Source organism: Pseudomonadota bacterium (genome assembly GCA_016711215.1).
Taxonomy (GTDB): domain Bacteria; phylum Myxococcota_A; class Polyangia.
Window position 1 is genome coordinate 1,238,370 of the sequence record JADJTL010000001.1, and the last position, 26,879, is coordinate 1,265,248.

At 69.8% G+C, this 26,879-nt stretch carries 19 protein-coding genes; 10 read left to right on the forward strand and 9 right to left on the reverse strand.

Features of this window, described 5'->3' with window-relative positions:
* The first annotated feature begins 14 nt into the window (after window positions 1–14).
* A complete protein-coding gene (locus IPL40_04850) occupies window positions 15–395 on the forward strand; it encodes a holo-ACP synthase (GenBank protein ID MBK8480485.1) in 381 nt (126 codons plus the stop codon).
* A gap of 57 nt (window positions 396–452) precedes the next feature.
* Window positions 453–746 carry a hypothetical protein gene (locus IPL40_04855; protein ID MBK8480486.1) on the forward strand — a complete coding sequence of 98 codons (294 nt, stop codon included), beginning with the start codon at window positions 453–455 and terminating at the stop codon, window positions 744–746.
* Window positions 747–760: 14 nt separating this feature from the next.
* Here IPL40_04855 and IPL40_04860 read toward each other — a convergent pair whose 3' ends face one another.
* A complete protein-coding gene (locus IPL40_04860) occupies window positions 761–2,692 on the reverse strand; it encodes an AgmX/PglI C-terminal domain-containing protein (GenBank protein ID MBK8480487.1) in 1,932 nt (643 codons plus the stop codon).
* Window positions 2,693–3,324: 632 nt separating this feature from the next.
* Here IPL40_04860 and IPL40_04865 point away from each other — a divergent pair.
* The 3 genes from IPL40_04865 to rnc all read left to right on the forward strand — a co-directional run bounded on the left by IPL40_04865 (window position 3,325) and on the right by rnc (window position 6,661).
* Window positions 3,325–3,585, forward strand: coding sequence for a hypothetical protein (locus IPL40_04865; protein ID MBK8480488.1), 261 nt, complete (start codon window positions 3,325–3,327; stop codon window positions 3,583–3,585).
* 67 nt (window positions 3,586–3,652) lie between these two features.
* The gene (locus tag IPL40_04870) at window positions 3,653–5,779 is read left to right on the forward strand and encodes an HDIG domain-containing protein (GenBank protein ID MBK8480489.1); all 2,127 of its coding nucleotides are present in this window, start codon (window positions 3,653–3,655) and stop codon (window positions 5,777–5,779) included.
* Between the two features lie 69 nt (window positions 5,780–5,848).
* Window positions 5,849–6,661, forward strand: coding sequence for a ribonuclease III (rnc, locus tag IPL40_04875; protein ID MBK8480490.1), 813 nt, complete (start codon window positions 5,849–5,851; stop codon window positions 6,659–6,661).
* Between the two features lie 7 nt (window positions 6,662–6,668).
* On the opposite strand, the gene IPL40_04880 is transcribed toward rnc, so the two are convergent.
* The 3 genes from IPL40_04880 to IPL40_04890 all read right to left on the reverse strand — a co-directional run bounded on the left by IPL40_04880 (window position 6,669) and on the right by IPL40_04890 (window position 11,774).
* Complete coding sequence (locus tag IPL40_04880; protein ID MBK8480491.1) at window positions 6,669–9,569, reverse strand: tetratricopeptide repeat protein; 2,901 nt, start codon at window positions 9,567–9,569, stop codon at window positions 6,669–6,671.
* Between the two features lie 181 nt (window positions 9,570–9,750).
* A complete protein-coding gene (locus tag IPL40_04885) occupies window positions 9,751–10,923 on the reverse strand; it encodes a glycosyltransferase family 2 protein (protein ID MBK8480492.1) in 1,173 nt (390 codons plus the stop codon).
* 59 nt (window positions 10,924–10,982) lie between these two features.
* Window positions 10,983–11,774 (reverse strand): hypothetical protein, encoded by a 792-nt coding sequence (locus IPL40_04890; protein MBK8480493.1) that lies wholly within the window; start codon window positions 11,772–11,774, stop codon window positions 10,983–10,985.
* Window positions 11,775–12,021: 247 nt separating this feature from the next.
* On the opposite strand from IPL40_04890, the gene IPL40_04895 reads away from it, so the two are divergent.
* On the forward strand, window positions 12,022–13,575 hold the full coding sequence (locus IPL40_04895) for a hypothetical protein (GenBank protein ID MBK8480494.1): 1,554 nt from the start codon (window positions 12,022–12,024) through the stop codon (window positions 13,573–13,575).
* Window positions 13,576–14,087: 512 nt separating this feature from the next.
* Here IPL40_04895 and dmeF read toward each other — a convergent pair.
* Complete coding sequence (dmeF, locus tag IPL40_04900; protein ID MBK8480495.1) at window positions 14,088–15,077, reverse strand: CDF family Co(II)/Ni(II) efflux transporter DmeF; 990 nt, start codon at window positions 15,075–15,077, stop codon at window positions 14,088–14,090.
* 33 nt (window positions 15,078–15,110) lie between these two features.
* On the reverse strand, window positions 15,111–16,406 hold the full coding sequence (locus IPL40_04905; GenBank protein ID MBK8480496.1) for a chloride channel protein: 1,296 nt from the start codon (window positions 16,404–16,406) through the stop codon (window positions 15,111–15,113).
* Between the two features lie 131 nt (window positions 16,407–16,537).
* Here IPL40_04905 and IPL40_04910 point away from each other — a divergent pair, with 131 nt between their 5' ends.
* A complete protein-coding gene (locus IPL40_04910; GenBank protein ID MBK8480497.1) occupies window positions 16,538–16,951 on the forward strand; it encodes an OsmC family peroxiredoxin in 414 nt (137 codons plus the stop codon).
* 84 nt (window positions 16,952–17,035) lie between these two features.
* Here the strand turns inward: IPL40_04910 and IPL40_04915 are convergent, their stop codons facing one another.
* On the reverse strand, window positions 17,036–18,256 hold the full coding sequence (locus IPL40_04915) for a cation:proton antiporter (protein MBK8480498.1): 1,221 nt from the start codon (window positions 18,254–18,256) through the stop codon (window positions 17,036–17,038).
* Between the two features lie 445 nt (window positions 18,257–18,701).
* Between IPL40_04915 and IPL40_04920 the strand changes: the two genes are divergently transcribed.
* Complete coding sequence (locus IPL40_04920) at window positions 18,702–20,288, forward strand: cation:proton antiporter (GenBank protein MBK8480499.1); 1,587 nt, start codon at window positions 18,702–18,704, stop codon at window positions 20,286–20,288.
* Window positions 20,289–20,326: 38 nt separating this feature from the next.
* Here the strand turns inward: IPL40_04920 and otsB are convergent, their stop codons facing one another.
* Entirely contained in the window at window positions 20,327–21,088 is a 762-nt protein-coding gene (gene otsB, locus IPL40_04925; GenBank protein MBK8480500.1) for a trehalose-phosphatase, read from the reverse strand.
* Complete coding sequence (locus IPL40_04930) at window positions 21,085–23,319, reverse strand: trehalose-6-phosphate synthase (protein ID MBK8480501.1); 2,235 nt, start codon at window positions 23,317–23,319, stop codon at window positions 21,085–21,087. Before IPL40_04930 ends, otsB begins: the two co-directional genes overlap by 4 nt.
* A 359-nt stretch (window positions 23,320–23,678) precedes the next feature.
* On the opposite strand from IPL40_04930, the gene IPL40_04935 reads away from it, so the two are divergent.
* Window positions 23,679–25,448, forward strand: a complete 1,770-nt coding sequence (locus IPL40_04935; protein ID MBK8480502.1) for a glycoside hydrolase family 15 protein — start codon at window positions 23,679–23,681, stop codon at window positions 25,446–25,448.
* Window positions 25,445–26,869, forward strand: coding sequence for a Na+/H+ antiporter NhaA (gene nhaA / locus IPL40_04940; protein MBK8480503.1), 1,425 nt, complete (start codon window positions 25,445–25,447; stop codon window positions 26,867–26,869). Before IPL40_04935 ends, nhaA begins: the two co-directional genes overlap by 4 nt.
* The last annotated feature ends 10 nt before the right edge of the window (window positions 26,870–26,879 follow it).

The window sequence follows — 26,879 nt, forward strand, 5'->3', positions numbered from 1 at the left end:
AGGAGCGATCGGCGATGGTGATCGGCATCGGGCTCGATCTGGTGACGGTCTCGCGCTTTGCGCGAATGATCGAGCGCTATGGCGAACGACTGCTCGGGCGCCTGTTCACCGCGGGCGAGCGTGCGTACTGCGCCAAGTACGCGCAGCCGGCGCAGCACTACGCCGCGCGCTTCGCGGCGAAAGAGGCGCTGCTCAAGGCCCTCGGCGTCCCCCACGGGCTGAGCTGGCACGAGCTGGAGGTCGTCTCTGCCGCCTCGCGCGCGCCGCAGATCCACCTGAGCGGCAGGGCGGCCGAGGCTGCACGGCAGCTCGGTATCACTCGCCTGCTGGTCACCTTGACTCACGAACGCGACCTCGCGGCTGCCATGATCGTGGCCGAGGGCGGCGCCGATTGAAGTGCGCGGCAGACCAGCTGGTCGCTCGGCGACTGCCGACGCAAGGGGGTTGATGCGATGGATAAGGACACCTTCACGGAGCTGTTGCGCGAGGCCGGCGCCGCGCGATCAAAGGACAACAGCTTCCGCCTCGAGGGACGCCAAGGCGCGACCCTGATGCTCGGCGGCGATGGCACCTTGCTGACCATCGACCGGGTCAGCCGGCTGCTGCTCAAGGCTGGCTTCATCGTCGCTGAATGCGAGCGGGGCGAGCGCTACTTCCTCGACTTGGCCCGTGTCTTCGCCCTGCGCCTCGAGCCCCCGAGCGAGGCCACCGGCTTCCGCGGCGAGACGGCGGAGGCCGCAGGCTAGCGGCTCCGACGGGCCTAGTACTCCAAGGACATCTTGAAGCTGGCGTGGGTGACGCCGCCGTCATAGGGCGGGAAGCGCACGCGCCCGAGCTGCTGCGCGATGCAGTCGTGGAAGACACCGCTGCTCTGCTCGTTGACCTTGACGTAGCTCACCTCGCCGGACCCTCGCACGCCGAAGGCGATCGCCACCTGCCGCAGCCGCGGATCGCTGCGCGCCTGCGCGATGATGCAGGGCACCAGTTGCTGCTGGTGCTGACGGATGGCGCTCTGAATCTGCTGCTGCGAGAGGAGCTGATCGCCACCGCTCTTCGAAGCATCGCCGAGGTAGGTAACCTCGTGCTCCGGGTCCTTGGCTGCCGACGGGGCGTCGGCAGCGCGACGCGGTCGGACGCGCAGCAGGCGCCGCCGGGCGGCCTGGTTCGCCGGCTCCGCGCTCCAGGAGAACTTGATGCTGTCGATGTTCGGCCCGGAGCGCTGCTCGCGATCGCGGTAGACCTTGACGATCCGCTCCTTCGTCACGGGGTGGCGCAAGCGCAGGTAGATCACGCCGCCGATCACGGCCGTCAGGACCAGGCTCAGCGCGACCACCACGATGACCGTGGCGTGCCGGCGCTTATCGCGTTGATGCGTCTCTGCCAGCGTCCGCTGCGCGGTCTCCTCGTGCTGGTGGCGATCGAGCACGCGGATAAATTGCTCGAAGGCTGGCTGTCGCCGGAGCGGGCCACGCGTACCGGTCTCCTGGTCGATCGCCAGATCGTCGGCCGAGAACTCCCCGCGATAGAGGCGCTGGCGCAGATCGGCAGCGGTGAAAGGACCGAAGTCAAGCCGGTTGCGGTGGACGACCCAGCGTTCGACCGGATCAGCCCCCGCGGCGTCCGCCAGCAGCTCCTCGAGCGGCCGTTCCTCCACCACTGGCGCGCGCGCTTGCGGCGCCGAGTGGCGGCGCACGATCGCTCGTGCGGCCGCGGGAGCGGCAGGCCCAGCGGCAGGCGAACGGGACGGGGACGGGGCATGGGCCGTGAACGGGCCGGCCGTCGCCGTGTTGCTGCGTGCCGCGCTCGGGGTGGTGAAGGTTACGCCAGCGGCGGCGCTGATCGTCGCCGGTGCGGGCGTGAGCGCGTGCTGACCGCTGAGCTCCGCCCGCTGCAGCGCCGCGTAGAGGTCGCTCTTGACGGCCTCGAGCGTCGCGTAACGCGCGCGTGGGTCGGCAGCCGTGCAGCGCGCGACGATCGCCCCGATGCCCTCCGGCAGACCTGCGCTGCGCTCGGCGGCCGGGACATCGGAGAGCGGGTCGATCGCCAGGAGCTCGCGCAGCAGCAACCCAATCACGTGGATATCGGCGGCCGCGCCAGCGTGTCGGGGGTCGCGCAACAGCTCCGGTGCAGCAAAGAGGCAATCGCCGAGGCGGTCGAAGGCGCGTGCGCCGGCGGCGGCCCAGATCGGCACCATCCCGAGGTCGGCGAGCTTGACGCGGCCGGTGGGCGCGACGAGCAGCGCGCCAGGACCCGGCAGCCCATGGATCAGGGACGCCCCGCCGAGGTCGTGCGCCGCCTGAAGCGCACTGCAGGCGTGCGCGACAATGTTGTAGGTGGTCTTGAGCCCGAGTGTGCGGCCGCTGAGGCGCTGACGCGCGACCAACTCGCGCACGCTGATGCCCTCGACGTGCTCGCCGACCACGAAATGAAGCCCACCCTCCTTGCCGATCCCGATCACGCGGGCGACGTTCTTATGGACCAGGGTGCAGGCGAGATTGATCTGCGAGCGAAGCTGCTCGATCAGCCTGTTGCTCTTCGCCACCTCGGCGGCGATCAGACGCAGCGCGACCGGCTGCTGCGTCTGCTGATCGAGGGCCCGGTAGAGCGCACCAAGGCCGCCCTCGCCCAGCAGTTGTTCAACCCTGAAACGCGCGCCGACGACGGTCTCTGGCACGAGCAGATCAGTAGACATGGTCTTGGTTCACGACCCTCGCTGCTTTTCCGGCGCGGGCGTCGTCGGCAGAGACGCAGGCGCCCGCACGCGAGCGCTTGCGCTCTGCTGCGAGAGAATGCCCTTCTGCGACCCGCAAACGCGCGCTAGGCCGCGTTTGCATGAATAAATGCCCAAGCTGAACCTCGCGTTGCCCCGTCCCCCAGCGCCGCGGCATGCTACCGAAACGGCTCCGAGCGCGCAATGTACTGCCGGCCGCAAATTCGCTTGGCATCGGCGCGCGCGTCGCCGTAGCATCCGCCGCATGCGTCGATACCGAGCCGGGCTGAGGAGCCTGATCGTGCTGGTTGTTCTCGGCCTTGCCGCGTGTCGCTCGAAACAGAGCGCCGAGGCCGATCGGCCCACCGCGCGGATGAGTCCAGAGGCTAATCCGGCGACCGCTGCCGCCTCCGTGCCGCGTCCGGCGGCGGAGGAGGGCTCCCCACCGGCAGCGGGTGATATCGAGGACCGGTCAGCGGCCAGCGACGACCCAATCGCAGCCGCGCGCGGGCGAGACGGCGCCGTTGGCGACGCCGCACCAGCGCGGCCGGACGGCGGCACAGGTTCCGACGGCGGCCTGCCGGCGCAGGTGCTCGCGCGCCGCGCGCTGAACGATGAGCTCGATCGCCTGCTCCAACGGGGTTACCGAGCGCCTGACGGCCTGTTTTGGCCCGGGGCGATCGGTCAAGGCCGAGGCCAAGTTGCGACTTCGCGTGCATCGCAGCGGCTACGTGATGGAACCCGAGGTCGCCGGCGCGGACGACGCGCTGCGGGCCTGTCTCGTTGGCGTCGTTTCCGGTTTGCGCGTGACGCAGCCGCTCAGCGATTCCGTCACGCTCGAGCGAACCCTGCGCGTGCAACGCCGCCGCCGGTGAGCAAGCCTCGGCCACAGCGATTCCCTTGCCAGCGGCGCTGCGCCAAGCCACGCCGCGAGCCCCTCTGATGCCGCTCGGCGCGCTGCGCCGCCTGATGCGCGGCGGTCTGCGCTGGTGGCTCCTGCCGCTGGTCACGACGGGCGCGCTGCTCGCGGTCGAGCGCGTCGCCGAGCGCGTCTTCGACCAGGGCCGACCAGCGAAGGGCGCCACGGCGCGCTTCACCCTCCGCGCCGAGGCCGATGCCGTCCTCGATCTGCATGAGACCCACGCGGCCGAGGCGATCGAGGCCCAGCAAAGCTACCTGCCGATCTATGAGCAGGACGACGAGGTGCTCGGCGCCGCCAAGGAGCAGATCCTCAATGCCGTGCTGGAGCGGCCCGTAGCCGCCTGGAGTTGGCCGAACGCTACGGGCACCGAGCCCGAGTCGTGGTATTTGCCCGCCGCGGACGGCGGGACCTCCGCAGGGCAGGGCGATGCGCGGGTGGATGGCGGTGCGCTGGAGCGCGCACCGCAGTCAGTCGCGTTGGAGCACCGAGCAGAACTCGAAGCGCTCGTCGGCGGCTGCTTCGAGCTGCTGGCGCCCCTCTACGCCGCGGGCGTCGTCGCCGATACCGAGTTCCCCCGTGAGAAGACGGAGGTGCGGCGCTTCCTGAGCGGCAGCTACACCTTGCGCCCGGTGGCGCAGCTCCATCGCTTCTCGGCCCTGCGCGAGAAACTCGAGCGCGGGGCGAAGCAGTTTTTCTTCAAGACCGATCCGCGCGTGCGCTCGGAGGTCATCGACTACCTCTTGCAGCGCCTGCCGGCCAACCTGTCGTACTCGCGCGAGAATGACAGGTTCATCGCCGATATTTCCCAGGTGACCGGTCTCAAGATGGTGTTGATTCGACGCGGCTCCGTGCTCGCGGCGCGCGGTGAGGTCGTGGACACCCGCGCGTTTTATGCGCTGCGCGCGACGACGGCGGCCCTCGCTGGGCTGCCCTGGATGCAGCGACACCTCGGGCGCTTTGGTCTGGTGGCGGCGCTGCTGCTGGTCTTCAGCGCCGCGGCCCGAACGCTCTGTCCGACGGTCTTCGTCAGCTCGAAGCCGCTAGCCTTGATCTACGGCGCGATAGTTCTGCTCGTGGCGGGCGGGAAGGTCGTCCTGGCGCTCTGGCCCGTCGGCGTCGGGGTGCTACCGCTGGCGAGCAGCGCCCTGGTCATCGCCGTCGTCTATGGCCGCGCGCCGGCCGTACTGGCGGCGATTGCCACGGCGACCTGCATGGCCTTCGTCTTCTACTTCGATCTCGGGGCCATCGTCATCGGCGCCAGCGGTGGGGTCGTCGCCGCCCTGGTGGTCCGCCAGCGCCGCGGCGCCGCCGTGGCCGCGGCGGGGGTCCTCGTCGGTCTGGCACAGGCCTTCGCCAGCGAGGCCGCACGTGCCGCCGAGGGCCGGCCCCAGACCTACGCAGAACTCTGGTCGTCGGCGCAATGCCTCGCCGGTGGTCTGCTCGCCGGAGGCGTCGCGCTGCTCGCGCTGCCCTTCATCCAGCGTTGGGTCGGGCAGGCGTCGCGTGGCGCGCTCGCAGTGCTCGGCGATTTCGATCATGCGCTGATGCGCTTGCTGCGCGAGCGCCTGCCCCAGGTGTTCTCGCATAGCGTGCGTGTCGTCAACCTCGCGGATCGCGCGGCAGAGGCGCTCGGCGCCGACCGCGCGCTGACACGTGTTGGGGCCCTGATGCACGACTTGGGGAAGCTCGAAGACGGAGCCCAGGAGCTCGGGAGCGAGTCAGCGCTGGCGACACAGGCCGCGCGGCGGCAGGCGCACGTTGACGCTGGCCTGACGCTCGCGGCGGCACACGGCCTGCCTACCGAGGTCAGGGAGGTGATCGCCGAACACCACGGCACCCTGCCGATGACCGAGCTGACCGGCCGCCCGCCGGGACTGGCCCCAGCGCCGGGCCCACGCGGCGAGCTGCCGCGCTATCGTGGTCCACTGCCGCGCTCGCTCGAGTCCGCGATCGTCATGATCGCCAATCGCGTCGAGCACGCAACGCAAGGGGTCGCGTCGGCCGCGGCGTCCGCTGCGCTCGTCGATCAGGTGATCCTCGAGCTGCAAGCCGAGCTGCAGTTCGTCGACTGCGCGGTGACGCAGCGGCAACTGATCACGCTCAAGCGCGCGATCATCCGCTACCTCGAGACGACCCGCGAACGATGACCGCTGCCGATCAGACGTTTACCGTCGAGCGCTGCGGCGGCGCCCCCGACGACGACGCAGCGCTCGACGGTGCCGAGCAGCGCGCCAGCTCCGGCAGCAGACGAGGCGCCCGCACGCGCTGCGGCGGACGTGCCGACGGCCGAGTACGAAGCGCTGATCGCGGCGATCGGCTATGACTTCGTCTGTCTCGAGCGCCTGCGGCGAGCGCTGACGCATCGCTCGCGGACCAACGAAGAAGACGCCCCGGGGGGGGGCGCGGCTCCGCTGCCCAACAACGAGCGCCTCGAGTTTCTCGGCGACGCCGTCGTCGACCTCGTGGTCAGCCACGCCTTGATGGGCCTGCTGCCCGAGGCTCGCGAGGGCGAGCTCTCGCGCCTACGCGCGACGGTCGTCAATGAGGGCGGCTTGGCCGAGGCGGCGCAGCAGGCGCAGCTCGGCGCGTTCCTGCGCCTTGGGCGGGGGGAGGAGCAGACGGGCGGGCGGCAGAAGGCGTCGATTTTGGCCGATGCGATGGAAGCGGTGATTGGTGCCGTCTTCCTTGACGGCGGCCTTCCCGCGGCGGAGCAGGTGATCGCTCGCCTCTTGGGGGAGCAGATCCTCGCGGCGGCGGCGGGGAACACCAGCGCGGACTACAAGACGCGGCTGCAGGAATGGACGCAGGCGCGGCAGCGCGAGGTTCCTCGCTATGACGTTATCAACGCGTGGGGACCTGACCACGACAAGGTCTTCGAGGTCGCCGTCAGCGTCGCCGGCCGCGAGCTGGCGCAGGCCGCCGGGACGAGCAAGAAGGAAGCGCAGCAGCGAGCCGCTGAACTGGCCCTCAGCCGATTGGCCGCCGAGGAGGTCACCGACGGCCCTCGGGCGTCGGCGCCGAAGCTCTAGCCCGCCGCTAGACCGGAAGCTCGCGCAGCGTTCGCTCGAGTCCCTCGGCATCGGCGAGGCCAAGCTGCTGCGCGAGCTGAAGCGCCTCCTGCAGGTCCTGGCGACCGCGCGCCCACGCTTCGCGCTCGATGCGGTAGGCGCCCAGCCGCTGCAGCGTTCGCGCTAGCTCGGCCTGGCAGCCAAGCCTGCGCTGGAGATCGACGGCGAGCTGCAGGTGGCCTTCGGCCCCCGATCCGGCCTCTGCCGTCGCCGAGGCATCAAAGAGCGTCGCCCCGTGAATCGTGCCGAGCACACCATGGATGCGTCCGACGAGCGGTTCGAGACGCGCCTCGCGCGCGCGTGCGAGCGCCTGCTCGGCGGTCCGCTGAGCCCGCTCGCGCTCTCCATCCTCCAGCTCGACGAGCGCCTGGCAGCGCAGCAGCTCGACCAAAGCCATGCGCTCGCCGATGCGCTCGGCCAGGGGTCGCGCGGCGTCGAGGCGTTGACGTACCTCGGCCAACCGGCCATCCCGCAACGAGAGGTCGGCCAGCCGCAGGAAGAGGTGGAGCTGCAGTGAGAGCGCCCCGATGCGCTCGGCGTCCGCCAGCGCCTCCTCCCAATGCTCTCGTGCCTGGCGTTGGCGACCAGCCTCGAGGGCCAGCTCGCCGAGGCTGATCAACGAGACAACCAAACCCTCCTGGTCGCCCACCGCGCGGCGCAACGCCAGCGCCTCATCGCAGCAGGCCGCGGCCTCGGCAAAGAGCCCGCGCTCGCGCTCGATCGTGCCGATCGTGGTCAGCGACCCGGCGATCGCCACGCGGTCACCGAGCTGCCGGCGCAGCTCCAGCGCCTTGGCAGCGTGGTCGAGGGCCTGATCGTATTGCCCCAAGAGCGTGCAGGTCTGCGCGAGCTCATCGAGTCCCGAGGCGACGCCGTGACGATTGCCTGCGGCGCGGGACATCTCCAATCCGCGCGCGAGGTACTCCAGCGCCAGCTCGAGGTCGCCACGCTGTCGCCAGAGGCGCCCGATCTGGTTGAAGGCGATCGCCGCCTGCGGGCGACTGGCGACGGTCCAGGCCAATCGCACCATACGCTCGAAGGCGTCTTGCGCGGCGCGTAGCTCGCCGCGTGCCTGACAGATCGTCCCCAACGCATACCAGAGGGCTAGCCGCTGCCCGAGGTCAGCCGAGCCGAGGCAGCCCAACGCCCGCTGGTAGAGGCGAATGGCCTTCTCATTGTCGAAGCGGGCACGCGCTGCTTCGGCCGCCTTCCCGTAGCGCGCGGCCGCACCGCGCGGGTCCCCGGCGCGTTCGAGCTGCTGCCCGATTTGCTCCTGTCGCTGCTCCTGCTGGCCCTCAGGACGGAGCTCGATCCAGCGCGCGGCCAAGGCATGGTAGCCCTGCAGCGTAGCGGCAACAGGGGTGCTGTCGCGCAACAGGTCATAGGCCAGCTCGCCGATCGGCGCATAGGCGAAGCGATATTCGCGCTCACCTCCGATCGAGCTCAAGGCCGCCTCGACGATCAAGCCGCGATCGCTGAGCGTATTGAGCGCGCGCGCGACCTCAACCACCTGACGCTCGCCCTCGCCAGCGATCCGCGTCAGCGGTGGCCCATCGGCATCATCGCTCGCGATCACGGCGGCCCGCCGCAGGGCGACCAACGCGTCGGCCCAGAAGGCCTCGCCGAGCGCTGAGGCCTGGCAGAGGAGCTCGCGTTCGCCGCGCGGCAAGGCGCGCAGCCGCGCGCGCAGGAGGTCGTCATGCGTCTCGGGCAGCCGTCCGCGCTCGATGGCCGCAGGATCCAACTCCCAGCGACCCTCGTCGCCGCGGAGCACGCCGGTCTCCAGCAGCAGGCGCGCAAAATCATTGAGCGCGCGCGGGCTCCCGCGCAGCCGCTGCCGGGCGATCGCCAGCACCGGCTCTGGAAGGCGATCGCTGCGGACCAGCGCAGAGAACATCGCGACCGCCTCATCGGGTAAGAGCGGCGCGACGTCGATCCGTTGGTGCTCGAGCTCGCCGCGCCCCCAGTGCGGATGGCGCTCGAAGAGCGTCGGGCGCGCCGTCGTCAGGATCAGCACCGGTTGGTCGTGCAGCCCGTGCACGAGGTAGTGGATCAGATTGACGGTGTCGACACGGACGTTCTCCATGCCGTCGAAGCAGAGCAGCAAGGGGCCTTCCTGCGCGTGCCGTTCGAGGAAGCGGCGCACGGCGATGTAGCAACGCACGTCGAGTTGGCCTGGGACATGGCGCAGGGCCTCGACGACGGGACTGTCGGGAAAGGTCACCCCCATCAGGTGCGCCAGCAGGTGCGTCACCTCGCCGGCCTGCGGCTGGTCACCGAGCAGCTCGTTGACCGTGCGACCGATCTTGCTGCGCACGTCGTAGGCCGGCTCCGCATGACCGATGCCGAAGCGCTCGGCCAACGCGCCAGCAACCGCCTCGTAGCGCGGGCCGCTGCTGTCGGCACTGGCGCCCCAGAGCACCCGCGCCTCGGGAATCGCAGCGCGCACCGAGAGGGCGAACTCCCGCGCCAGGCGCGTCTTTCCGGCCCCACTCTCACCGACGAGGGTCGCGAAGGTCAGGCGGTGTTTCTCCCAGCTATCGAGGAAGAGCTGCTTGAGGCGGTTCAGCTGGTCAGCGCGGCCGACGAGTGGGGCGCGCATCGCCGGGACGCGCGCCCCGACCGGCACGTGCGCGTGCGGTCGCAGATCGGGGTCGGTGTCACCGTCGAGATCATTGAGCTGGTCGCGACTCGCGGCCCCCGGATCACCAGCGGAGGCGAAGCCGATCGTCGCCTGCGACAGCAGATCAGGCGGACGGCTCGGCGCAACCCCGGGCATCGTGGGCACGAGATCGACGGGCTGCTGCGGCCCGCGCTCGCGCTTCGCAGACTCGATCGCGCCCGCGCGCGCCGTGAGCTCGTCAGGCATGGACCAGGCCCCGATCTCGTCGCATCACACGATCCCCCTTGGATTGGGCACTCGCTTGGGCACTGCCCCGTCAACCGGCCAAAAAAGGCCATCTTGTGGGCGGCCTCGAGACCGAGTCAAGCGGCCCTTCGCGGCGCTCGGGGTCCCGAGGGGCGCCGACGGCGGGGTCCCAGGGCTGCGCTCAGCCGCGGAGCGCGCGAAGCAGTCGCGAACGCACGACCTCCCGCGCGACGATGGCGATCCGCCCGGCGCGCGCCTCGTGACTGCTGCCCGCCTCTCGCGCAAAGGCCAGCATCGGGATCTCGGTCATGGCGCAGCCCTGGCGCGCCAGCGCATCGAGCAGCTCGAAGCTGAAGACGAAGCTATGCGAGGGCAGGCGCGCCAGCGCAACCCGCTCGCGCCAATCGCGATGAAAGGCATAGGCCCCGGCGAAATCGACACGCAGGTCGCCGAGGTGGCGCAAGAGCACGCGCAGCCCCCAGGTCAGCACCTGGCGACCGGGGCCCGCGTGCGGGCGAAGGTATTGCCCATGGACACAGACGCCCTGGGCGAGGTGCGGCAGGAAGGCGGCCAGCGACTGGGCGCGCACCTGGCGATCGGCAGGCAGCGCGGTCAGGAAGTCGCAACGAGCCGCCGCGAAGCCGTCGCGCAGGGTATCGCCCATGCCCTGGTTCTTCGCGTGACAGATCACGCGCACGTCACCCTCGTCGGCGCGCCGCGCCAACGCGGCGGTCGCATCGCTGCTCCCGTCGTCGACGACGATGATCTCGTACTCGGCGACGAAGCGCCGACAGAAGCGCCGGACGTCGACGATCGCGGCCACGATCGAGGGCGCCTCGTTGTAGGCCATCACCACGCCCGAGAGCCTCAGCTCGCGCCGCCTGGCGACCACGATCGTCAGCGCCTCGTCGAGCGTGCGGCCGACGAACCAGGCCAGCCGCGCGCTGACCGGATCGGCCGCAGACCCGGCATTGCGCCACAGCAGCACGGGTATCACCTGCTGCAGCGTTCCCGTCAGACTGGCCGCCCAGGCAAGATCGGCGGGCTCCGCGCTGACCACGAAGAGCGCACCATCGGCGCCCGGCGCGGCGACGCGGGGCAGGGGTCCACCCACCGCGGGCGCGTGCCAGTTTGGCTGCACGGCGAGCGTCGCCGAGGCGACCGGCGCCACCTGCGCCAGCGTCTGCCGCAGCTCCGCAGCGTCGTGGCGGGTCAGCAGCACGGCGTCTGCCGCAGCGCCGAGGCGCTCCAAATCGGCCCCCAGCGCCGCAGCGGCCAGCGCATCGACCGGCGGATCGCCGCTCGGGCCGAGTAGATGATCGACGTTGATTAGGCAGCGCGGTTGGCTGTGCATGCGAGGACCCGAGGACGAAGGCGATGCGCAGGTTAGCACGAAGGGCTGCGCGGGGCCGATCAGCGCTGTTTGGCCTGCCAGATCCGGAAGGGGCCAGTGACGGCCCCCGCAACGGCCTGCCGGCCAAAGGCCAGGCCCGTGGTGGTGAAGAGCGCGGTCATCCCGACGTGCCTGAGGGCGTGCTCGCCCCAGCCGGCGACGAAGTCCTGCGCGTGCGCCAGTGCCCGATCATACCAAGGCGCCTCGCGCAGCGTTCCCACCACCACCGCGGCCGCGTGACGTCCAGCCTCGGCGACCCCGGCCGCCGCCTGGGCTGCCTGTTCTGTGGCGAGCTGGATCGAGGTCGGCTCCAGCGCCCCCGCAGCCACCAGGCCCGCAGCGACGAGACCGACGCCGACCCCCAGCTTGATCGTGCGCCCAGCCAGACGCGCGGCGAAGGCCCCGGCCGTACCGGCCCCCACATCCGCCGCGGCGTAGCCCGGAAACTCGCGCACATAGCTGAAGCCATGAGCAAAGAGCGCCATTGCCCCGTCCCCCGCCGACACCGCCAGCGGACGAAGGGACTGATAGGCCGCCTGCGCGCTATCGCCGATCGTGCGGAGGGATTCGCCGTGATCCGCCGCGAGCACGCCCACCAGCTCGGATCCGAGCGCTGTCGCGCCCTGCGCCGTCTCGGGCACGAGGGTGGCGGCGGCGCTCAGCTCAGGCGCCAGCCCAGCCAGCAGTCCAGTCGCGGCCGCCAGCGCGGCCAAACGCCGTGGCGGCGGCGCCGCGGCGGCGAGCGCGCTGCCGCCCAAGAGCTGCGGCGCCTGAAGACCAAGCAAGACCAGAATCGCGGGGCCGCGGGACATCGACACACTCCAGCGAGGCCTTGCAAGAAAGCGCAGCCCCAGCGGGATAACGCCCAAGGTCGCCACCAGAGTCAACAGCGTTCTTCCCTCACGCGCGCTTTCCTCGCCCTGGGGTAACGCTCGCGCTTGCGAGCGCGGGCGGATTGGCCGACATTACGCAACCGGGTTCTTGTGCAACTGGGTTGCAGTGTCGGGCGCGTGCGCGTTGGCCGACGCGCAGGCCCCCATGTCCCAGGAGGTCGAGCCAATGCCGCGGATTACCTGTTTTTTCGTGCTATGCGCTGCCCTCGTCGATCCGCGCCCAGCAGGCGCGCAGGCGCCCGGGATGGTGGTCGCACCTTCGCGGCGCCTCAGCCCAGATCCCCGCGCGATCGTCGAGGCCTTCGGCAAACAGGGCATCCGTATCAACCTGGCCGAGGCGCGCGGCATCGCCGCCAGCGTCGCCCACGCCCTCGGCGAGGCGCGCCAGCACGGGATCGGGAACTCCAAGGTAGACTTCGAGGCGATCGAGATTGCCCAGGATCTCGGGCTCGATACGGCCCAGGGCTCGAGCACGGTCCGCAACGTCGTCGGCGCGCTGCGCTACCTTTTGGTGCGTCAGGGTGCTGCGCCGAGCCCCCAGCCGCCGCCGAGGCCACCACTGGCCTGGGGCCGCTATTTCGACAAGACCGTGTCGCTCTGGACGCAGCCGAGCTTCATGACCCTGCTCGGCAGCAAGGGCTTCCACCCGGTAAAGATCAGCTGGGAGGACATCGGACGGCAGGCCGGCAGCTCCTGGGGCGACCGCATCAGTGACGTCGGCATCTGGGTGCGCCGCGACGAAGCGCAGCCGGGGTCGGCGCGGCTGGCGCTCTCGGTACGGCGCGACAGCAACTATCGCGACAAGGTGCTGGTCGTGCCGGCGGAACGGATCAAGGTGCACCTGCGCTCCGGGCAGCAAAGCGTGGAGCGCAGCCTGCCGCAGCGCTTGCGGGAGCTCGGGCTTGCCTCGCGCAACAAGGACCGCAACGTGATCGTCTCGAATCAGTTTGCGATCGTCCCCGTGCCGTCAGCCGACATGCGAGGCGCGTGGCGCCCCGGTCATCCGCCGCGGGCGGCCTTCACCTTCAGCATCTTCCCCTATGGCAGCACGAACTTCGTGATCACTGACGTGATCGAGGGCAGCCACGAGGCGATCGTCGGGCCGGGCACGCACCAGCTCCTCTTCGCCAACGTCGGCGGTCGTCGGGCGCCCTTCACGGCCAGCCGTGCGGCCGACCGGCCGGATCTCCTCGCCCTCGAGCGCGAGCTCAGGGCCCAGGGCATGGATGTCGACGTCCAGCGCTACTATCTGATCCAGATCCCGCTGAGGAAGGGCGCCGCGGGGCTCGAGCTCTCGAATATGGGTGCGCCGCCGCTGCGCCGTCGTGGTGCCCCGGTCGCGCCGCCGTCCTCAGTCGTCCTGGGCGCGAAGTCCAGCGGCGGAGGGGTCGCGCAGCAGGGATCGATGCCCGCTTCGGCGGCGAACGCCGATCAGGCCGCGCCGGCTGCAGCGGAGATGCAGGCCGAGAAGCGGGCGGTCGCGTCTGAGGGGCTGGCCAAGGTGGCGATCGGCACCGGGCAGTCGGAGGGGCGCTATCGGCCCGGCGCCGGTTGGCGAGGCAAGCGCGCGGAAGAACCGATTCGCGTCACCGTGGTGTACTTCGTTACGCCGGTCGGTGAGCTGACCAGCGGCGACATGGCGCGCTTTGCTCAGGCCTTCGGGCAGTGGGATTCACAGGCCATCTGGGGCGGAAGCTTCGTCACGAAGGAGAGCTGGTAGCGCAAGGCCACCAGCGGGGGGGAGATCGAAATGTGCCGACGGGTCGACTGTAAGCAGTGCGGGCGCCCGACCTATGCTGGTTGCGGCGATCATATCGAACAGGTGCTCGCCAACGTATCCCCCGCGGACCGCTGCCAATGCCGCGGCGCGCAGGCGTCGGCGGCTGGGGCGGCAAAGCCCGGCGCGGGCCGCTCGTGGCTGCGCCGCGCCTTGGGCCGGTGAGGCGAGCGCGGCGACCCAGCCGCTGGAGGGGCGCTGGTCGTGGCTCGCGACCCTCGTCGCGGCTCCCTTGTTGCAGCTCGAGGGCGCCGCTCTCGAGATCGCGGTCGCGAACTGGTTTGTATCTATGACCCCCCGCACGAGCCCCCTCTACACGCGCGGCGCGCGGCTTGCGCCACCGCCTGCGCGCAGGCCGCGCGGCTGACAGTGGTCTCCTGCCAGGCCGTACGCACGGCGACGGGGCAGCAGGCCTTCGGCTGCCGCTATCGCGCACCCTTCACCTGAGTGCCTTTCTACTGAGTGCCTTTCTGCTGAGTGGCTGGTGCTGCGCGGCCGCCCGCCGCCAGGTCGCGCTCCGGATCCGAACAGACCTCGATGGTGACGTGACAGAGATCCGGCTGGTCGGCCAAGAGCGCCTTGTAGTGCGCGGGCGGTCGTGGCTGCGCGGTGACGACCGAGGCGATGAGGGCAAGGTGGCGCGGCCCGACCCGCCAGACGTGGAGGTCTGCCACGCGGTTGTCGGCCTCCGCCTCGATCAGCGCACGGAGCGCGTCGCGGCGGGCCTGCGGCAACTCCGCATCGAGCAAGACCGCGGCGGTATCCCGCAGCAGCCCGTAGGACCAGCGGGCGATCACCAGGCCGCTCAGCGCGCCGATCGCCGGATCCAGCCAGCCCCAGCCCAGCGTCTTGCCCGCCAGCAACGCGACGATCGCCAGCGCCGAGGTCAAGGCATCCGCCACCACGTGCAGGTAGGCCCCGCGCAGGTTGTGATCGTGGTGCTCGACAGCGCCGCCCCTCGACGCGCTTTCCGACGGGCTCGGGTGCCCGTTGTCGCCGAGCAGCAGGGCGCTGAGCACGTTGACCATCAGCCCGACCGCGGCCACGACGAGCGCCTCATTGAAATGGATGCCGACGGGCGCGGCGAGGCGCCAGAGGCTCTCGACGACGACCAGCAGCGCCACCACAGCCAGACCGACGGCGCTGCCAAAGCCCCCGAGGGCACCCACCTTGCCGGTGCCGAAGCTGTAGCGCGTGTCCTCGGCGTGGCGTCGCGCGTAGACGTAGGCGAAGAGCGCGACACCAAGGGCGGCGGCGTGCGTGCCCATGTGCCAACCGTCGGCGAGCAGCGCCATCGATCCGAAGCGCAGGCCCGCGACGATCTCCAGCACCATCATCGCGACGGTCAAGACCACCACCCAGCGGGTTCGGCGCTCGCCGGCGACCGGCTGGTCGGTGCCGAAGGTGTGCGAGTGACTGAAGGGATCGAGCTCTGTACCGCGCATGCTTTGCTCCGCTAGCGTGGCAGCGCCACGCGCTCAGGGCGCGCCAGAGCGCCGACCCAGCGGCGGCGCGGGCGGTGCCCCGACCTCGTCGATTGTGGTCGGACGGGGCAAGCGGCTGCCACCGCCCTTGCCGCGCAGGAGCCGCTGGGCCGGGTAGATGCTGCGGTGCCCCGTCAGCAGATAGGCGAGCACGCAGACGATCACCGCATGAGGGAAGACGGCGGCACCGAGCAGTTCGAGGGCCATGATCGACAGTGCCAGCGGCGTATTGGCCGCGGCCGCGAAGACCGTCGTCAGCCCGAGACCCGCCGCGAGCCGCAGCGGGAGACGCAACCAGCGGCCGAGCAGGTTGCCAAGGGTCGAACCGATCACGAAGAGGGGCGTCACCTCACCGCCGAGGAAGCCCATGCCCAGCGTCAGCGCCGTGAAGGCGAGCTTCAAGGCGAAGGCCTGGGCGGGGAGGGCGGGGTCCTGGAAGGCGCGAACGATCAGCGGAACGCTGAGCCCGAGGTAGTCGCTGGTGCCGACCAGCCGCCACAGCCCGACGACGAGCAAGCCGCCCAGACACATCCGAACCGGGAGACGCGGGAGGTACCTCTGACTGGAGCGCTTGACCAGGTGCGCCAGCTCGATGAACGTGACCGTGACCAGCGCGACCACGAGCGCGAAGACGAGCCACTTGAGCAGGAGCAGGGGCGTCAGCGCGACCTGCGGCGCAGCCGGATAGTACGTGTGCTGAATGCCGAGCGCGCGGGTCGTCAGGTCCCCCACGAGCGAGGCGACCAAGGCCGGCAGCAAGGCATCGTATTCGATCCGTCCAAGCACGACGAACTCGAGCCCGAAGACCGCCCCCGCGATCGGCGTACCAAAGACGGATCCGAAGCCGCCGGCGACCCCGGCAGCGACGAGCTGTCGACGCCGGTGCCGATTGACCCCCAAACGGTGCGCGACCCAGTCGCTGACGCTGGCGCCGATCTGCACGGCGGTGCCCTCACGCCCGGCGCTGCCGCCGAAGAGGTGGGTCAGCACGGTGCCCGCGAGCACCAGCGGCGCCATCCGCAGGGGAATCTCCGGTCCCTCGTCGTGAATCGTCTCGATCACGAGGTTGTTACCGGCCTTGATCGACTCACCGAAGCGCTCGTAGATCCAGCCGATCACCAGCCCCGCCAGCGGCAACGCATAAATAACGAGTTCATTGCGCAGGCGAAAGGCCGTCGCGCGCTCGAGCAAGGCGAGAAAGATCGCCGAGGCCGCACCGCAAAGCAGGCCCACGACCGAGCCGAGCACGAGCCACTGCCCGAGCGCCGAAAGCTGATCCCGCCGTGTCATGCTGCGACTCCACGACGTCTGCTGGCCGACACGTCGCCGCAACCAGCCCCGCCGCTGCGATCCCTGGTTTGACGGCGACCCCGAGCGATCGCATGCTCCGCGGGCCAAGGGACTTTGGCAGAGGAGCCACGATGAAACGCAGCGCAAACGCCACCTGGATGGGTGGTCTGAAGGACGGAGCGGGGAGCGTCACGGTCGCCAGCGGCGCGATCAAGGAGCTGAAGTTCGGCTTTCGCACGCGCTTCGAGGATGCGCCGGGCACGAACCCGGAAGAGCTGATCGCCGCCGCTCATGCCGGCTGCTTCAGCATGGCGTTCAGCGCCCAGCTCGGCGAGCGCGGCATCATTCCGGAGGCCGTGGAGACGACGAGCACGATTACCTTCGAGGAGCTGACGCTGCGCCGGAGCGTGCTGACCAGCAAGGTCACGGCTCGCGGCGCGGACCGCGCCAAGATTGAAGAGGCAGCCGCGGCGGCCAAGCTCGGCTGCCCGATCTCGAAGGTCCTCAAGCTCGAGATCGATCTCGACCTCACCATCGTGGTCTGAGCGCCGGAGCGCCGAGGACTCGCGGCGCGAGCCATCGGTGGACCGGTTGCGAGGGTGCGTGCCCGCCAAAGACCCGCCCAGCGCTCAGCGGCCTGACCCGTCGGTCTGGGTGGTCGGCCCTGTCATGAAGCCAGCAGGGCTGTGACCCTGAGGGGCCTCCGGCGTCTCGTACTCCTCCGGCGGCGTGCGCAAGATGAACGAGGGAATCGCGGTGTTGACCAGGGCGTAGAGCACTAAGCCACCGATCAGGTCCGGATGGGCCGAGAAGCGGTCACGGAGGATCTCGGCGATGACGAGCGTGAAGACCAAGGTCGGCAGCAGCGAGACCCCCAGCCGCAGACCGCGTCGCAGCGGCTCGCGCCTGGAGAGGCGCCGGTACATTGCCACCAAGGCGATCCTAAAGGGCAGCAGCACCACGAGAAAGCCGCCCGCCAAGAGCAGCGCGCGGGGCGCGAAGTTCTCCGGCCGCAGGCCTAATCCGGCGCGCAGGAAGTAAAAGGGAATGAAGAAGGACGCGAAGAGCTCGATCGCGTGCAGCGTTGGCGCGGTCTTCAGCGACGGGATCTTCTTGCGCAGGCGCTGCTCAGTAATGCCGACGACGAAGGCGCCCACGAGATAGTAGACGCCGAGCATCTTCGTGGCGGTGGCGCAGATCAAGGCGACGACGACCAAGAACGCGAACTCCGTGTTCGGTGCGTGCGGCAGCACAGCCGTCGCGAAGAGGCGGAAGATCTTCGGCAGCAGCACGACCATGCCGGTGATCGCGGCGAGCGAGAGGCTCAGCGTGGCCCCCGAGGTCGACTGCAGGGCGAAGAGGAGGATCACCAGGGCAACCAGCTCCGTGCCGATCGCCCGCGATTTGATCCAAACGCGCTCGGAGTGATTGACGCCGAGTTCGGCGAGGGAATCCAAGATGAACCCAGTCGAGGGCGTGAGCAGCGCGAGCGCGACGAGCAGGGCGGGCCTGAGTTCCAGACCATGAAAGCGTCTCACGACCACGGTGACGAGCGCGATGCCCGCGGTCTGCAGGGCCACATGGCCGATTAGCGACCGGGCGCCGCGCCGCAGGTCCTCGACGTCCAGCTCCATCCCGGCAAAGAGGAAGAGAATCGTGATCCCGAGCACGGCGAAGACGTTGATGACGGGATCGCTGCGGAAGAGATCGAGCCCTAGACCGAAGGCGACGCCGATGCCGAGGCAGGTGATGGCGCCTGGGATCCAGAGGCGCTGCAGGGCCTTCGCGACGAAGAAGAGCCCGAGGATGAGAATCACGTACTCCCACTCCGGGGATATTCCGACGCCCATTTGACTTCCCTATCACTGCGAGAGTCCCCCGCCGCGTCGCTTGGCGGGCCAGGAGGCCAGGCTCGAAGTTCCCTAGTTACAAGAGCTTATCTCGCTAGCACGAAGCCACCAATCGAGCAAGTGGGCTTGCCGTGCTGGCCTTGCCGCGGCCGGCGGCTCACAGCCTGGCTGACGCTCGTGCGCCTGGCGACCCCGGTGCGCCGCCAGCAGCGTCGGGCACCGTGACAGAAAAGCGGTTGACGGGCCCCGGTGACCGGACCAGATTGTGCTCCGCCCGCGGCCACCCTGGCCCCTGCGAAGGCCCGCTTGCTGGGCCATGCGGTTCATTCCGTCAGCCGCGTCCCCTCGCACGCGCAGACCGTGGAGCTTCGATGAGCAGCAGTCTTCGCCGCCAGACAGAGGAGTCGAGCCTTCGGCGACCGCGCACTCCGGGCGGCGGCCTAGCGTGACGTCCTTGGAGCGGCGGATCTTGGCGTTGCTCGTGCTACTCGCGCTTCCGGGCGGGTTCGCAGCGGCAATTCCCTTCGGCGACGCCGGCGCAGCACGAAGCACCGCAAGCGCGAGCGCCGCCCCGCGGGGCGGCGCCGATGCAGGGCCGCGCGAGGTGCTTCGGCCCTCCTCCGCGGCAGAGGCGCCCCCCGTGGGGCGCGAGGCCAAGGCACTTTCCAGCGCCGCGGCGCCCTCCAGCGCGAAGGGCGGCGGGCCCCAACCCTGGAACTCGGTGGCGCTCTTCCTGGCCACCATCGCGGGGATCTTTCTCCTCGGCGCCTTCGGCGAGGTCGTCTTCGCGCGGACCAACGTCCCGGACGTCATCTGGCTGATCATCGCTGGTATCCTCATCGGCCCGGTGGCCGGCATCGTCACCCGCGTGCAGTTGCTGGCGATCGCGCCCTATTTCGCCGCGCTGACCTTGGTCGTTGTCCTCTTCGAGGGCGGCAGTCGTCTCAACCTCTCAGCGCTCTCGACCGCAGCGCCGCGCTCGGCGCTCTTGGCCTTGCTCACCTTCGTCTCGGCGGTCGCCGTCGTCGCGGTGATCAGCATGGGGCTCTCGGCCATTGGCTGGTTGCCGGCCGTCTGGACCTGGAAACATGGGCTCCTTCTCGGCAGCATCCTTGGCGGATCGAGTTCGATCATCATCATGCCGGCGATGTCCCAGGCGAAGGTTGAGTCGCGGGTCGCAAACCTGATCAACCTTGAATCCGCCTTGACCGATGCCTTCTGCGTCGTCTCGGCCACGGCGCTGATCAATCTGATGGTGGGAGGCGCCGAGGGCGGCTCGGCGGCGACGGCCTTGGCCAATTCCTTCGGCATTGGCCTGGCGATGGGCGGCGCCTCCGGGCTGCTCTGGCTGCTGCTGCTCGGTCCCCTGAGCAAGAGCGAGCACGCCTACCCGATCACGCTTTCGGCCCTGTTTCTGCTCTACGTGCTGATCGAGCGCGCGGGCGGCTCGGCGGCGCTCGGTGTGCTCGCCTTCGCGATTATCGTCGGCAATGCGATCGGGATCACCACGAAGATCGGCCTTGCCAGAGCCGTCGAGCTGCGCCCGGATACCCGCGGCTTTCATAGCCAGATGGCCTTCATCATCAAGTCGTTCTTCTTCACCTTCATCGGCGCGATGCTTTCTCCCCCGTGGTCCTTGATCGCGATGGGCGGCCTGCTCGGGGGGGTCCTGCTCGTCGCGCGAATACCGGGTGCCTGGCTGGCGACGCTCGGCAGCGGGCTGAGCCGAGCGCAGCGCAAGCTGGTGATCGTCTCGATGCCGCGAGGGATGGCGGCGGGGGTGCTGGCGACGCTGCCCGCGGCCGCGGGCGTACCTGGCACGGACCAGCTCCCGGTGGTGGTCTTCGCGGGCGTGCTGACGACGATCCTGGTCTTCGCGATCGGCTTTCCCCTGGCTCGCCAGAGCGCGGCAGCGCCGGTGCCGGCGGCCGAGAACGCGCCTGCGTCGCCAGCACCGCCGCTGGCCTCGGCAAAGGCTGGGCTGCCAGTGTCGTCGCCTGACGACGAGGCCGCTGCCGATCGCGTGGAGTGAGCCGGCGTCCGCCGCGCAGCGCTGGCCGCGGCGGCGCCTCAGGCCACCGAGGGTGTTTCCCGCAGCGCGGCGACCTCACCAAGCAAGCGATCGATTTCGTGCTGATCACGCAGGTAGTATGAGGCGGCGGACGCGCGTGACGCGCCGACGCGCAGGGTGAGCAGGCGCGCACGCGGCTGATCGAGCTTGAAGACGTCCTCATCCGTCACGTCATCGCCGACGTAGAGGGCAGCGTCGGCCCCCTCGGCGCGGCGCAAGGCCAGCAGGGCGTCGCCCTTATGTGGAGCGCGCTGCGGGACGAGGTTGGCGACCAGCCTGCCGGGCACGAGGCGCATCGGCACCGGCAGGCGCTCGATCCCGCGCTGAATCGCTCGGCGTGCCTGACGCTTGTTATCCGACCGCCGATAGTGAATCGCGAGCGAGTAGCGTTTGTCCTCGATCTCGACGCCGGGAAGGCCGGCCAGCGCCGCTTCGAGCAGCGCCCGCGCGCGCGCGACCTCGGCCGCGAAGTCCTCGAGCCCGAGGCCTGGCTCGAGACCGTGGTTGCCCACGACGTACTTGACCGAGGCGCCACCCAGCCGCGCGGCCACGTCGGCCTGACTGCGGCCCGAGATGACGGCGCAGGGAAAGCGCTGGCTCACCGCGGCGAAGAGCTCGCGCGTGCGCGGCCGCATCTGCGCGTCGTCAGGCTGACTCACGATCGGCGCCAGGGTGCCATCGAAGTCGAAGGCGACGAGCAAGCGGCCCGAGGCGAGCGCGGCCAACACGCCGGCGCACCCCTCAGAGAACAGATAGATCATGCTACCTCAGTGTAACTGACCATCCCGGAGGCTCCCAGGCGCCCCGACATGCGCTCTTTGCGCCGCAGCTCGGCCGCGTCAACGAGCATGCGGCCGGCCCAGCGGTAGACGTTGAACTCCGAGACCAGTCGCCGCATCGAGCGCATCCGCTCGCGTTGGTCCTCCGCCGGCATGCGCAGCGCGACGTCCAGCGCCTCGCTCGCCTGCCGCAGGTCGTAGGGGTTGACGATCAGCGCCTCGGTCAGGTCGCGCGCCGCGCCGGTGAACTGGCTCAGCACGAGCACGCCCTGCTCATCCTCGCGGGCGGCGACGAATTCCTTCGCGACGAGATTCATTCCGTCATGCAGGCTGCTGACGTAGCAGAGCTCCGCGGCCCGATAGAAGCGGAAGACCGCGGCCGGCTCGAAGTGCGAGCGCAGCAGCACGATCGGGCGGTAGCTACCCTCGGCCCACCTGGCGTTGATCTCCGCGGCGAGCGCCTCCACCCGCTCATTCAGCTCTCGGTAGCGCGGGATCTTCGTGCGACTCGGCGCCGCGAGCTGGACGAAGGTGAAGCGCCCTCGGTACTGCGGATGGCGTTTCAGCAGCTCATCGACGGCGGCGAGTCGTTCCTCCACGCCCTTGGTGTAGTCGAGGCGGTCGACGCCAATACCGATCAAGGCGTCGGCCGCGAGGCCAAGCTCTTGGCGCACGGTGGCCCGCGCCTCGGCCAGCGGGGGCACCTTGTCGAGCCAGTGCACGGGCCATTCGATGGAGATCGGATAGGGCCGCACGAGGGTCCGTCGCGAGCCCTGCACAATGGCGCTCCGTTCGCGGTCGATGCGGCTCTCCATGAAGGCGTCGACGGAGTCCGTGAAATTGTTGCAGTGCTGCTGGGTATGGAAGCCGACGACGCTCGAACCAAGCAATCCGGCGATCAGCTCCTCGCGCCAGGGGCAGATGCCGATGCGCTCGGCGTTCGGCCAGGGGATGTGCCAGAAGGTGATGATCGTCGCGCGCGGCAGCCGCTCACGGATCATCTTCGGGGCCAGGGCGAAGTGATAATCCTGGACCAGCACGACCGGATACTTGGAGTCGACCTCGTCACAGACGGCGTCGGCGAACTTGCGGTTGACCTCGCGGTAGTGTTCGAAGTCCTCGGCACGAAAGACGGGCCGGGTATGGGCGACGTGGCAGAGCGGCCAGAGCCCCTCGTTGGAGAAGCCGTAGTAGTAGCCGTTCTCCTGCGCCTCGCTCAGCCACACCCGCCGCAGCTGGTAGGACTCCTCGCCGGGTGGCACGAGCACGCGATCGTTCTTGTCGACGGTGGCGCGGTCGGCGCTGCCGCTGCCGTGCGCGACCCAGACCCCGGAGCAAGCCCGCATCACTGGCTCGAGGGCAGTCACGAGGCCGCTCGCGGGATGCAAGACCTCCACGCCCTCAGCCGTCTGCTGGTGCGCGTAGGGCTCGCGGTTGGCGAGGATGACGATGCGCTCACCTTGAAGATACTGGGTCAAGGTCGCTCGCAGGCGTTGGGGGCTCCAGACCCCCCCCTGGGCCTCGCGATCGCCCTCGCTCGCCAGGCGTTCGGCCAGCGCGCGAAGGTCTCGGACCAGTGGCTTGAACTGCGTGGTGGCCTCACCCGTCAGCGCGCGCCGCAGGGCGATCGTCCAGCCCTTCCAGGCCAGGCGCGCCGCCACGAAGGTCACGAGCGAGATGGCCAGCGCGAGCACCAGGAAGGCCGCGAGCAAGATCGCGCGCATCTTCGCCTGGCGCCGCCCGAGGTAGCTCAGCTCGTGCGCGACGACGACAGCGCCTCGCGCCGTCGCGCTCCCGCGGAGCCGGATCACGCTCAGATAGACCACGCCAGAGGGCAGCTCTGCGCGCGTCGACCACGATCCAGCTCCGGGCGCGGCCTGCGCTCGCATCCGCCCGAGCAGCAGAGAGCAGGAGAAGTCCTCGGGATACTTGTCGGTGGCGGCCAGCAAGCGGCCAGCGGGGGAGCATGCCGCGGCGCCGACGATGCGCTCGTCCCGCGTGATATCGGCGAGCGTCGCGCCGAGGCGCGCGGGCTCCGCCCCCCAGTGGCGCTCGAGGCTTTGGTGCGCGGCCGAGACGGCGAGGCGCGAGCGCAGCGCGAGATCCGCCTCGAACCAACCCCGCGTCGTATGCGCCAGCGCGAAGTAACCGACGACGCCCAGCAGCGCGAGCGCGGCGAGCAGCACGGCGAGAAAGGGGAGGGAACGACGCATCAGACTCCTTGGTGACCTCGGTGGGTGACCTCGGCTGGTGACCTCGAGAAATGCGGTTGGCGACCTCGGTTCGGGGGTCGGTCGGCGAAGGTCGCCCGCGGGCCCACCCCGAGGCGATGGGCGACTCGCCAGGGGTCGGACCCACGCCGAGTCGTTTGAACACGCCGAGTCGTTGGAACGTGATGCCGGGAGGGGCTCGCGGGCCGCGCAGGCCAGTACGGGGATCCGTCCGTCACGACGGCGACCTCAACACTGCAACGCAGCCCGAGCCCGGCGATCAGCCGGCGCAGCGCCTCTGGCGCAGACTACTAGCATATCGAGCTTGGATGTCCAAGGTCTGCATGCTAGGAGGGGGGCCGATGATGCTCGCCAACCTTGGACTAATCGGCAATTGCCAGCTCTCCGCGCTCGTACGGCGCGACGGCGCGATCGTTTGGTCCTGCATGCCGCGCTTCGACTCACCACCTGTCTTCGCGTCGCTATTGGACGAGGAGCAGGGCGGTGCCTTTACGATCGCGGCCGCCGATCGCCGGACCGGCGTGCAGCGCTACCTGCCGAATACGAACGTACTGGAGACCCGCTTTGAGGACGCCGACGGCGCGTTCCGCGTGCTCGATTTCGCGCCGCGTTTCGTGCTGTACGATCGCAGCTTTCGGCCGCGCAAGCTGCTGCGCATCGTCGAGCCGCTCGCGGGCAACCCACGTATCCGGGTGTCCTGCGATCCCGTGCTCGGCTGGTCCCGCGCGCGCCCTCGCCGCGAGTTCGGTTCCCACCACATCACCTTTCACGGCTATGACGCAGAGCTGCGGCTCACGACAAACGCCGCGATCTCGTACCTCGACGGTGAAGCCTTCGCCCTGACGGAGCGGCTGCACTTCGTGCTCTCCTGGGGTGCACCCGTCGAGGAGGCGCTCGAGCCGCTCTGCGAGCGCTTCCTGCGCGAGACCGTCCGTTACTGGCAGCAGTGGGTCAAGCACTGCGAGGTGCCGCCGATTTACCAGGAGGAAGTGATCCGCTCGGCGCTCGCCCTCAAGCTCCACTGCTTCGAGGACACCGGGGCGATCGTCGCGGCGTTGACCACGTCGATACCGGAGGCGCCTGGTTCGGGGCGCACCTGGGACTATCGCTACTGCTGGCTGCGTGATGCGTTCTATGCCCTCGGCGCCTTCCGCTTGCTCGGCCATTTCGAGGAGCGCGAGCAGTTCCTGCACTTCCTGCTCAATATCGCGGCCTCGGCGCCCGAGCTCGATCTCGCGCCGCTCTATCGCATCGATGGCAAGAGCGACCTCGGCGAGCAGGTGCTCGCGGCGTGGCCGGGCTTCGGCGGCGAGGGGCCGGTGCGCGTCGGGAACGGCGCTGCGAAGCATCAACAGTACGACGTCTTCGGCGAGATGGTGCTCGCGCTGACACCCTTCTTCATGGACGCACGCTTTCGCGAGAAGGTCACGCCGGGGTTGCTCGACCTGGTCACGCGCCTGGCGCAGAAGGCGATCGCGGTGGCTGGCCAGCCCGACGCCGGGATCTGGGAGTTCCGCTCGGAGTGGCGTCCGCAGACCTTCAGCTCGCTGATGTGCTGGGCCGCGGCGGATCGTATGAGCCGCATCGCCAAGCGGCACCGGCCCGCGGACGCCGAGACCTTCGCCAGGGCCGCCGAAAAGATACGCGACGAGTTGCTGCAGCGCGCCGTCGACCCGGTGCGCGGCTGCCTGGTCGCCGACTACGGCGGCAAGGAGGTGGACGCCGCGCTGCTGCAAGCTGTCACGCTGCGGCTCCTGCCGCCCGACGACAAGCGCCTGCATGCCACCGTCGACGCCGTGCGCGATGATCTCGAGCATGAGGGGTGGCTGCGACGCTATCGCACGGACGATGGGTTTGGCGTCCCCGCGGTGGCCTTCATGCTCTGCACCTTCTGGCAGGTCGAGGCGCTAGCCAGGCTTGGGCGCGAGGCCGAGGCACGCACGCTGCTCGATCGCGTCCGCGCCGTGGACTCACCTCTGGGCCTGCTGGCGGAGGATCTCGATCCGGTCTCGAAGATCATGTGGGGTAACTTCCCCCAAGCCTACTCGCACGTCGGGCTGATTCACGCGGCGTTTGCCGCCTCGCCGCGCTGGTTGGAGCACGGCTCATGAGCAGACCTACCTCGCGCGGTCGACCGGTTCAGCGGTCGTCGCCGCCCGAGGCTTGGGGACCGCTGCTGCGCCTGGCGCGCCGCGCGGCCCGTCCGCTCGAGCGCTTCCTGCGAATTGAAGCGGCCAGCGGAATCCTGCTGCTCGTCGCCGCCCTGGTGGCGCTCGCCTGGGCCAACTCGCCCTGGGCAGAGAGCTACGTTCACCTCTGGCACACCCCAGTCGGGATACGCCTTGGCTCGTTCACGCTCGAGCGGAGTCTCGAGTGGTTCGTCAATGACGTGCTGATGGTGATCTTCTTCTTCGTGGTCGGGATGGAGATCCGCCGCGAGATCAATCAGGGCGAGCTGTCGGACTGGCGTCGCGCCGGGCTTCCAGCGGCCGCCGCGCTCGGGGGGATGCTGGCCCCGGCAGGCCTCTACCTGTTGACGGCGGCGGGGAGGCCTGCTCTGCACCCCGGCTGGGGCGTACCGATGGCGACCGACATCGCCTTCGCCGTCGGAATTCTCACGCTCTTGGGCAGGCGCGTTCCCGCGGCCCTGCGCGTCTTGCTGCTCGCGCTCGCGGTCATCGACGACCTCGGGGCGATCATCGTGATCGCGCTCTTCTATTCGCCGGGGATCGAGGCCTCGGGGATTCGGCTCGCCGCGCTCGGGTTTGCCGGCATCCTCGTGATGCAGCGCGTTGGCGTGCGGGCGAAGCTGGCCTACGTCGTCCCCTCCGTGGTCGCCTGGGCCGGGATCTACGCCGCGGGCATCCATCCGACGATCACCGGGGTCATTATTGGCCTGCTGACCCCCGTCCGGGCGTGGCTCGGACCCGAGGGCTTCATCACGGGCGTTCGCGAGGAGCTGCAGCGCGTCGAGCGGGCGACGAGCGGCCCGCTCTCCTCGCGCGAATTCGCCGAGAGCCTGCGCCAGGTCAACGCCGCACGCCGCGAGGCCATGTCTCCAGCGGAGAGCCTGATCGAGGCGCTCCACCCGTGGGTCGCGTACGGGATCATGCCCTTCTTCGCCTTGTCCAACGCAGGTGTAGCCGTCGACGGCGCGGCGCTCCAAGGTGCCTCGAGCGTGGCGGCGGCGGGGGTCGCCCTCGGTCTCGTGATCGGTAAGCCGATCGGTGTGCTCGCAGCCTGTTGGCTGGCCCTGCGCCTGCGGGTCGGCGTGCTTCCAGCCGGTATCAAGGCCCGGCACCTCGTGGTCCTGGGCGTGGTGGCCGGCGTCGGTTTCACGATGTCGATCTTCATCGCCCAGCTCGCCTTCGCCGACCCGCAATTGCTCGCAGGCGCGAAGCTCGGGGTGCTCGGCGCGAGCGCCGTAGCGGCGGTGGCCGGGGTCGTCATCGGGCGGCTGCTGCTCGCGCCCGTGACCAGCGCGGAGGCCGCGCAGACCGCCGACGAAGCGGAGGATTCCACTGAAATCTGATCCAGCCAAG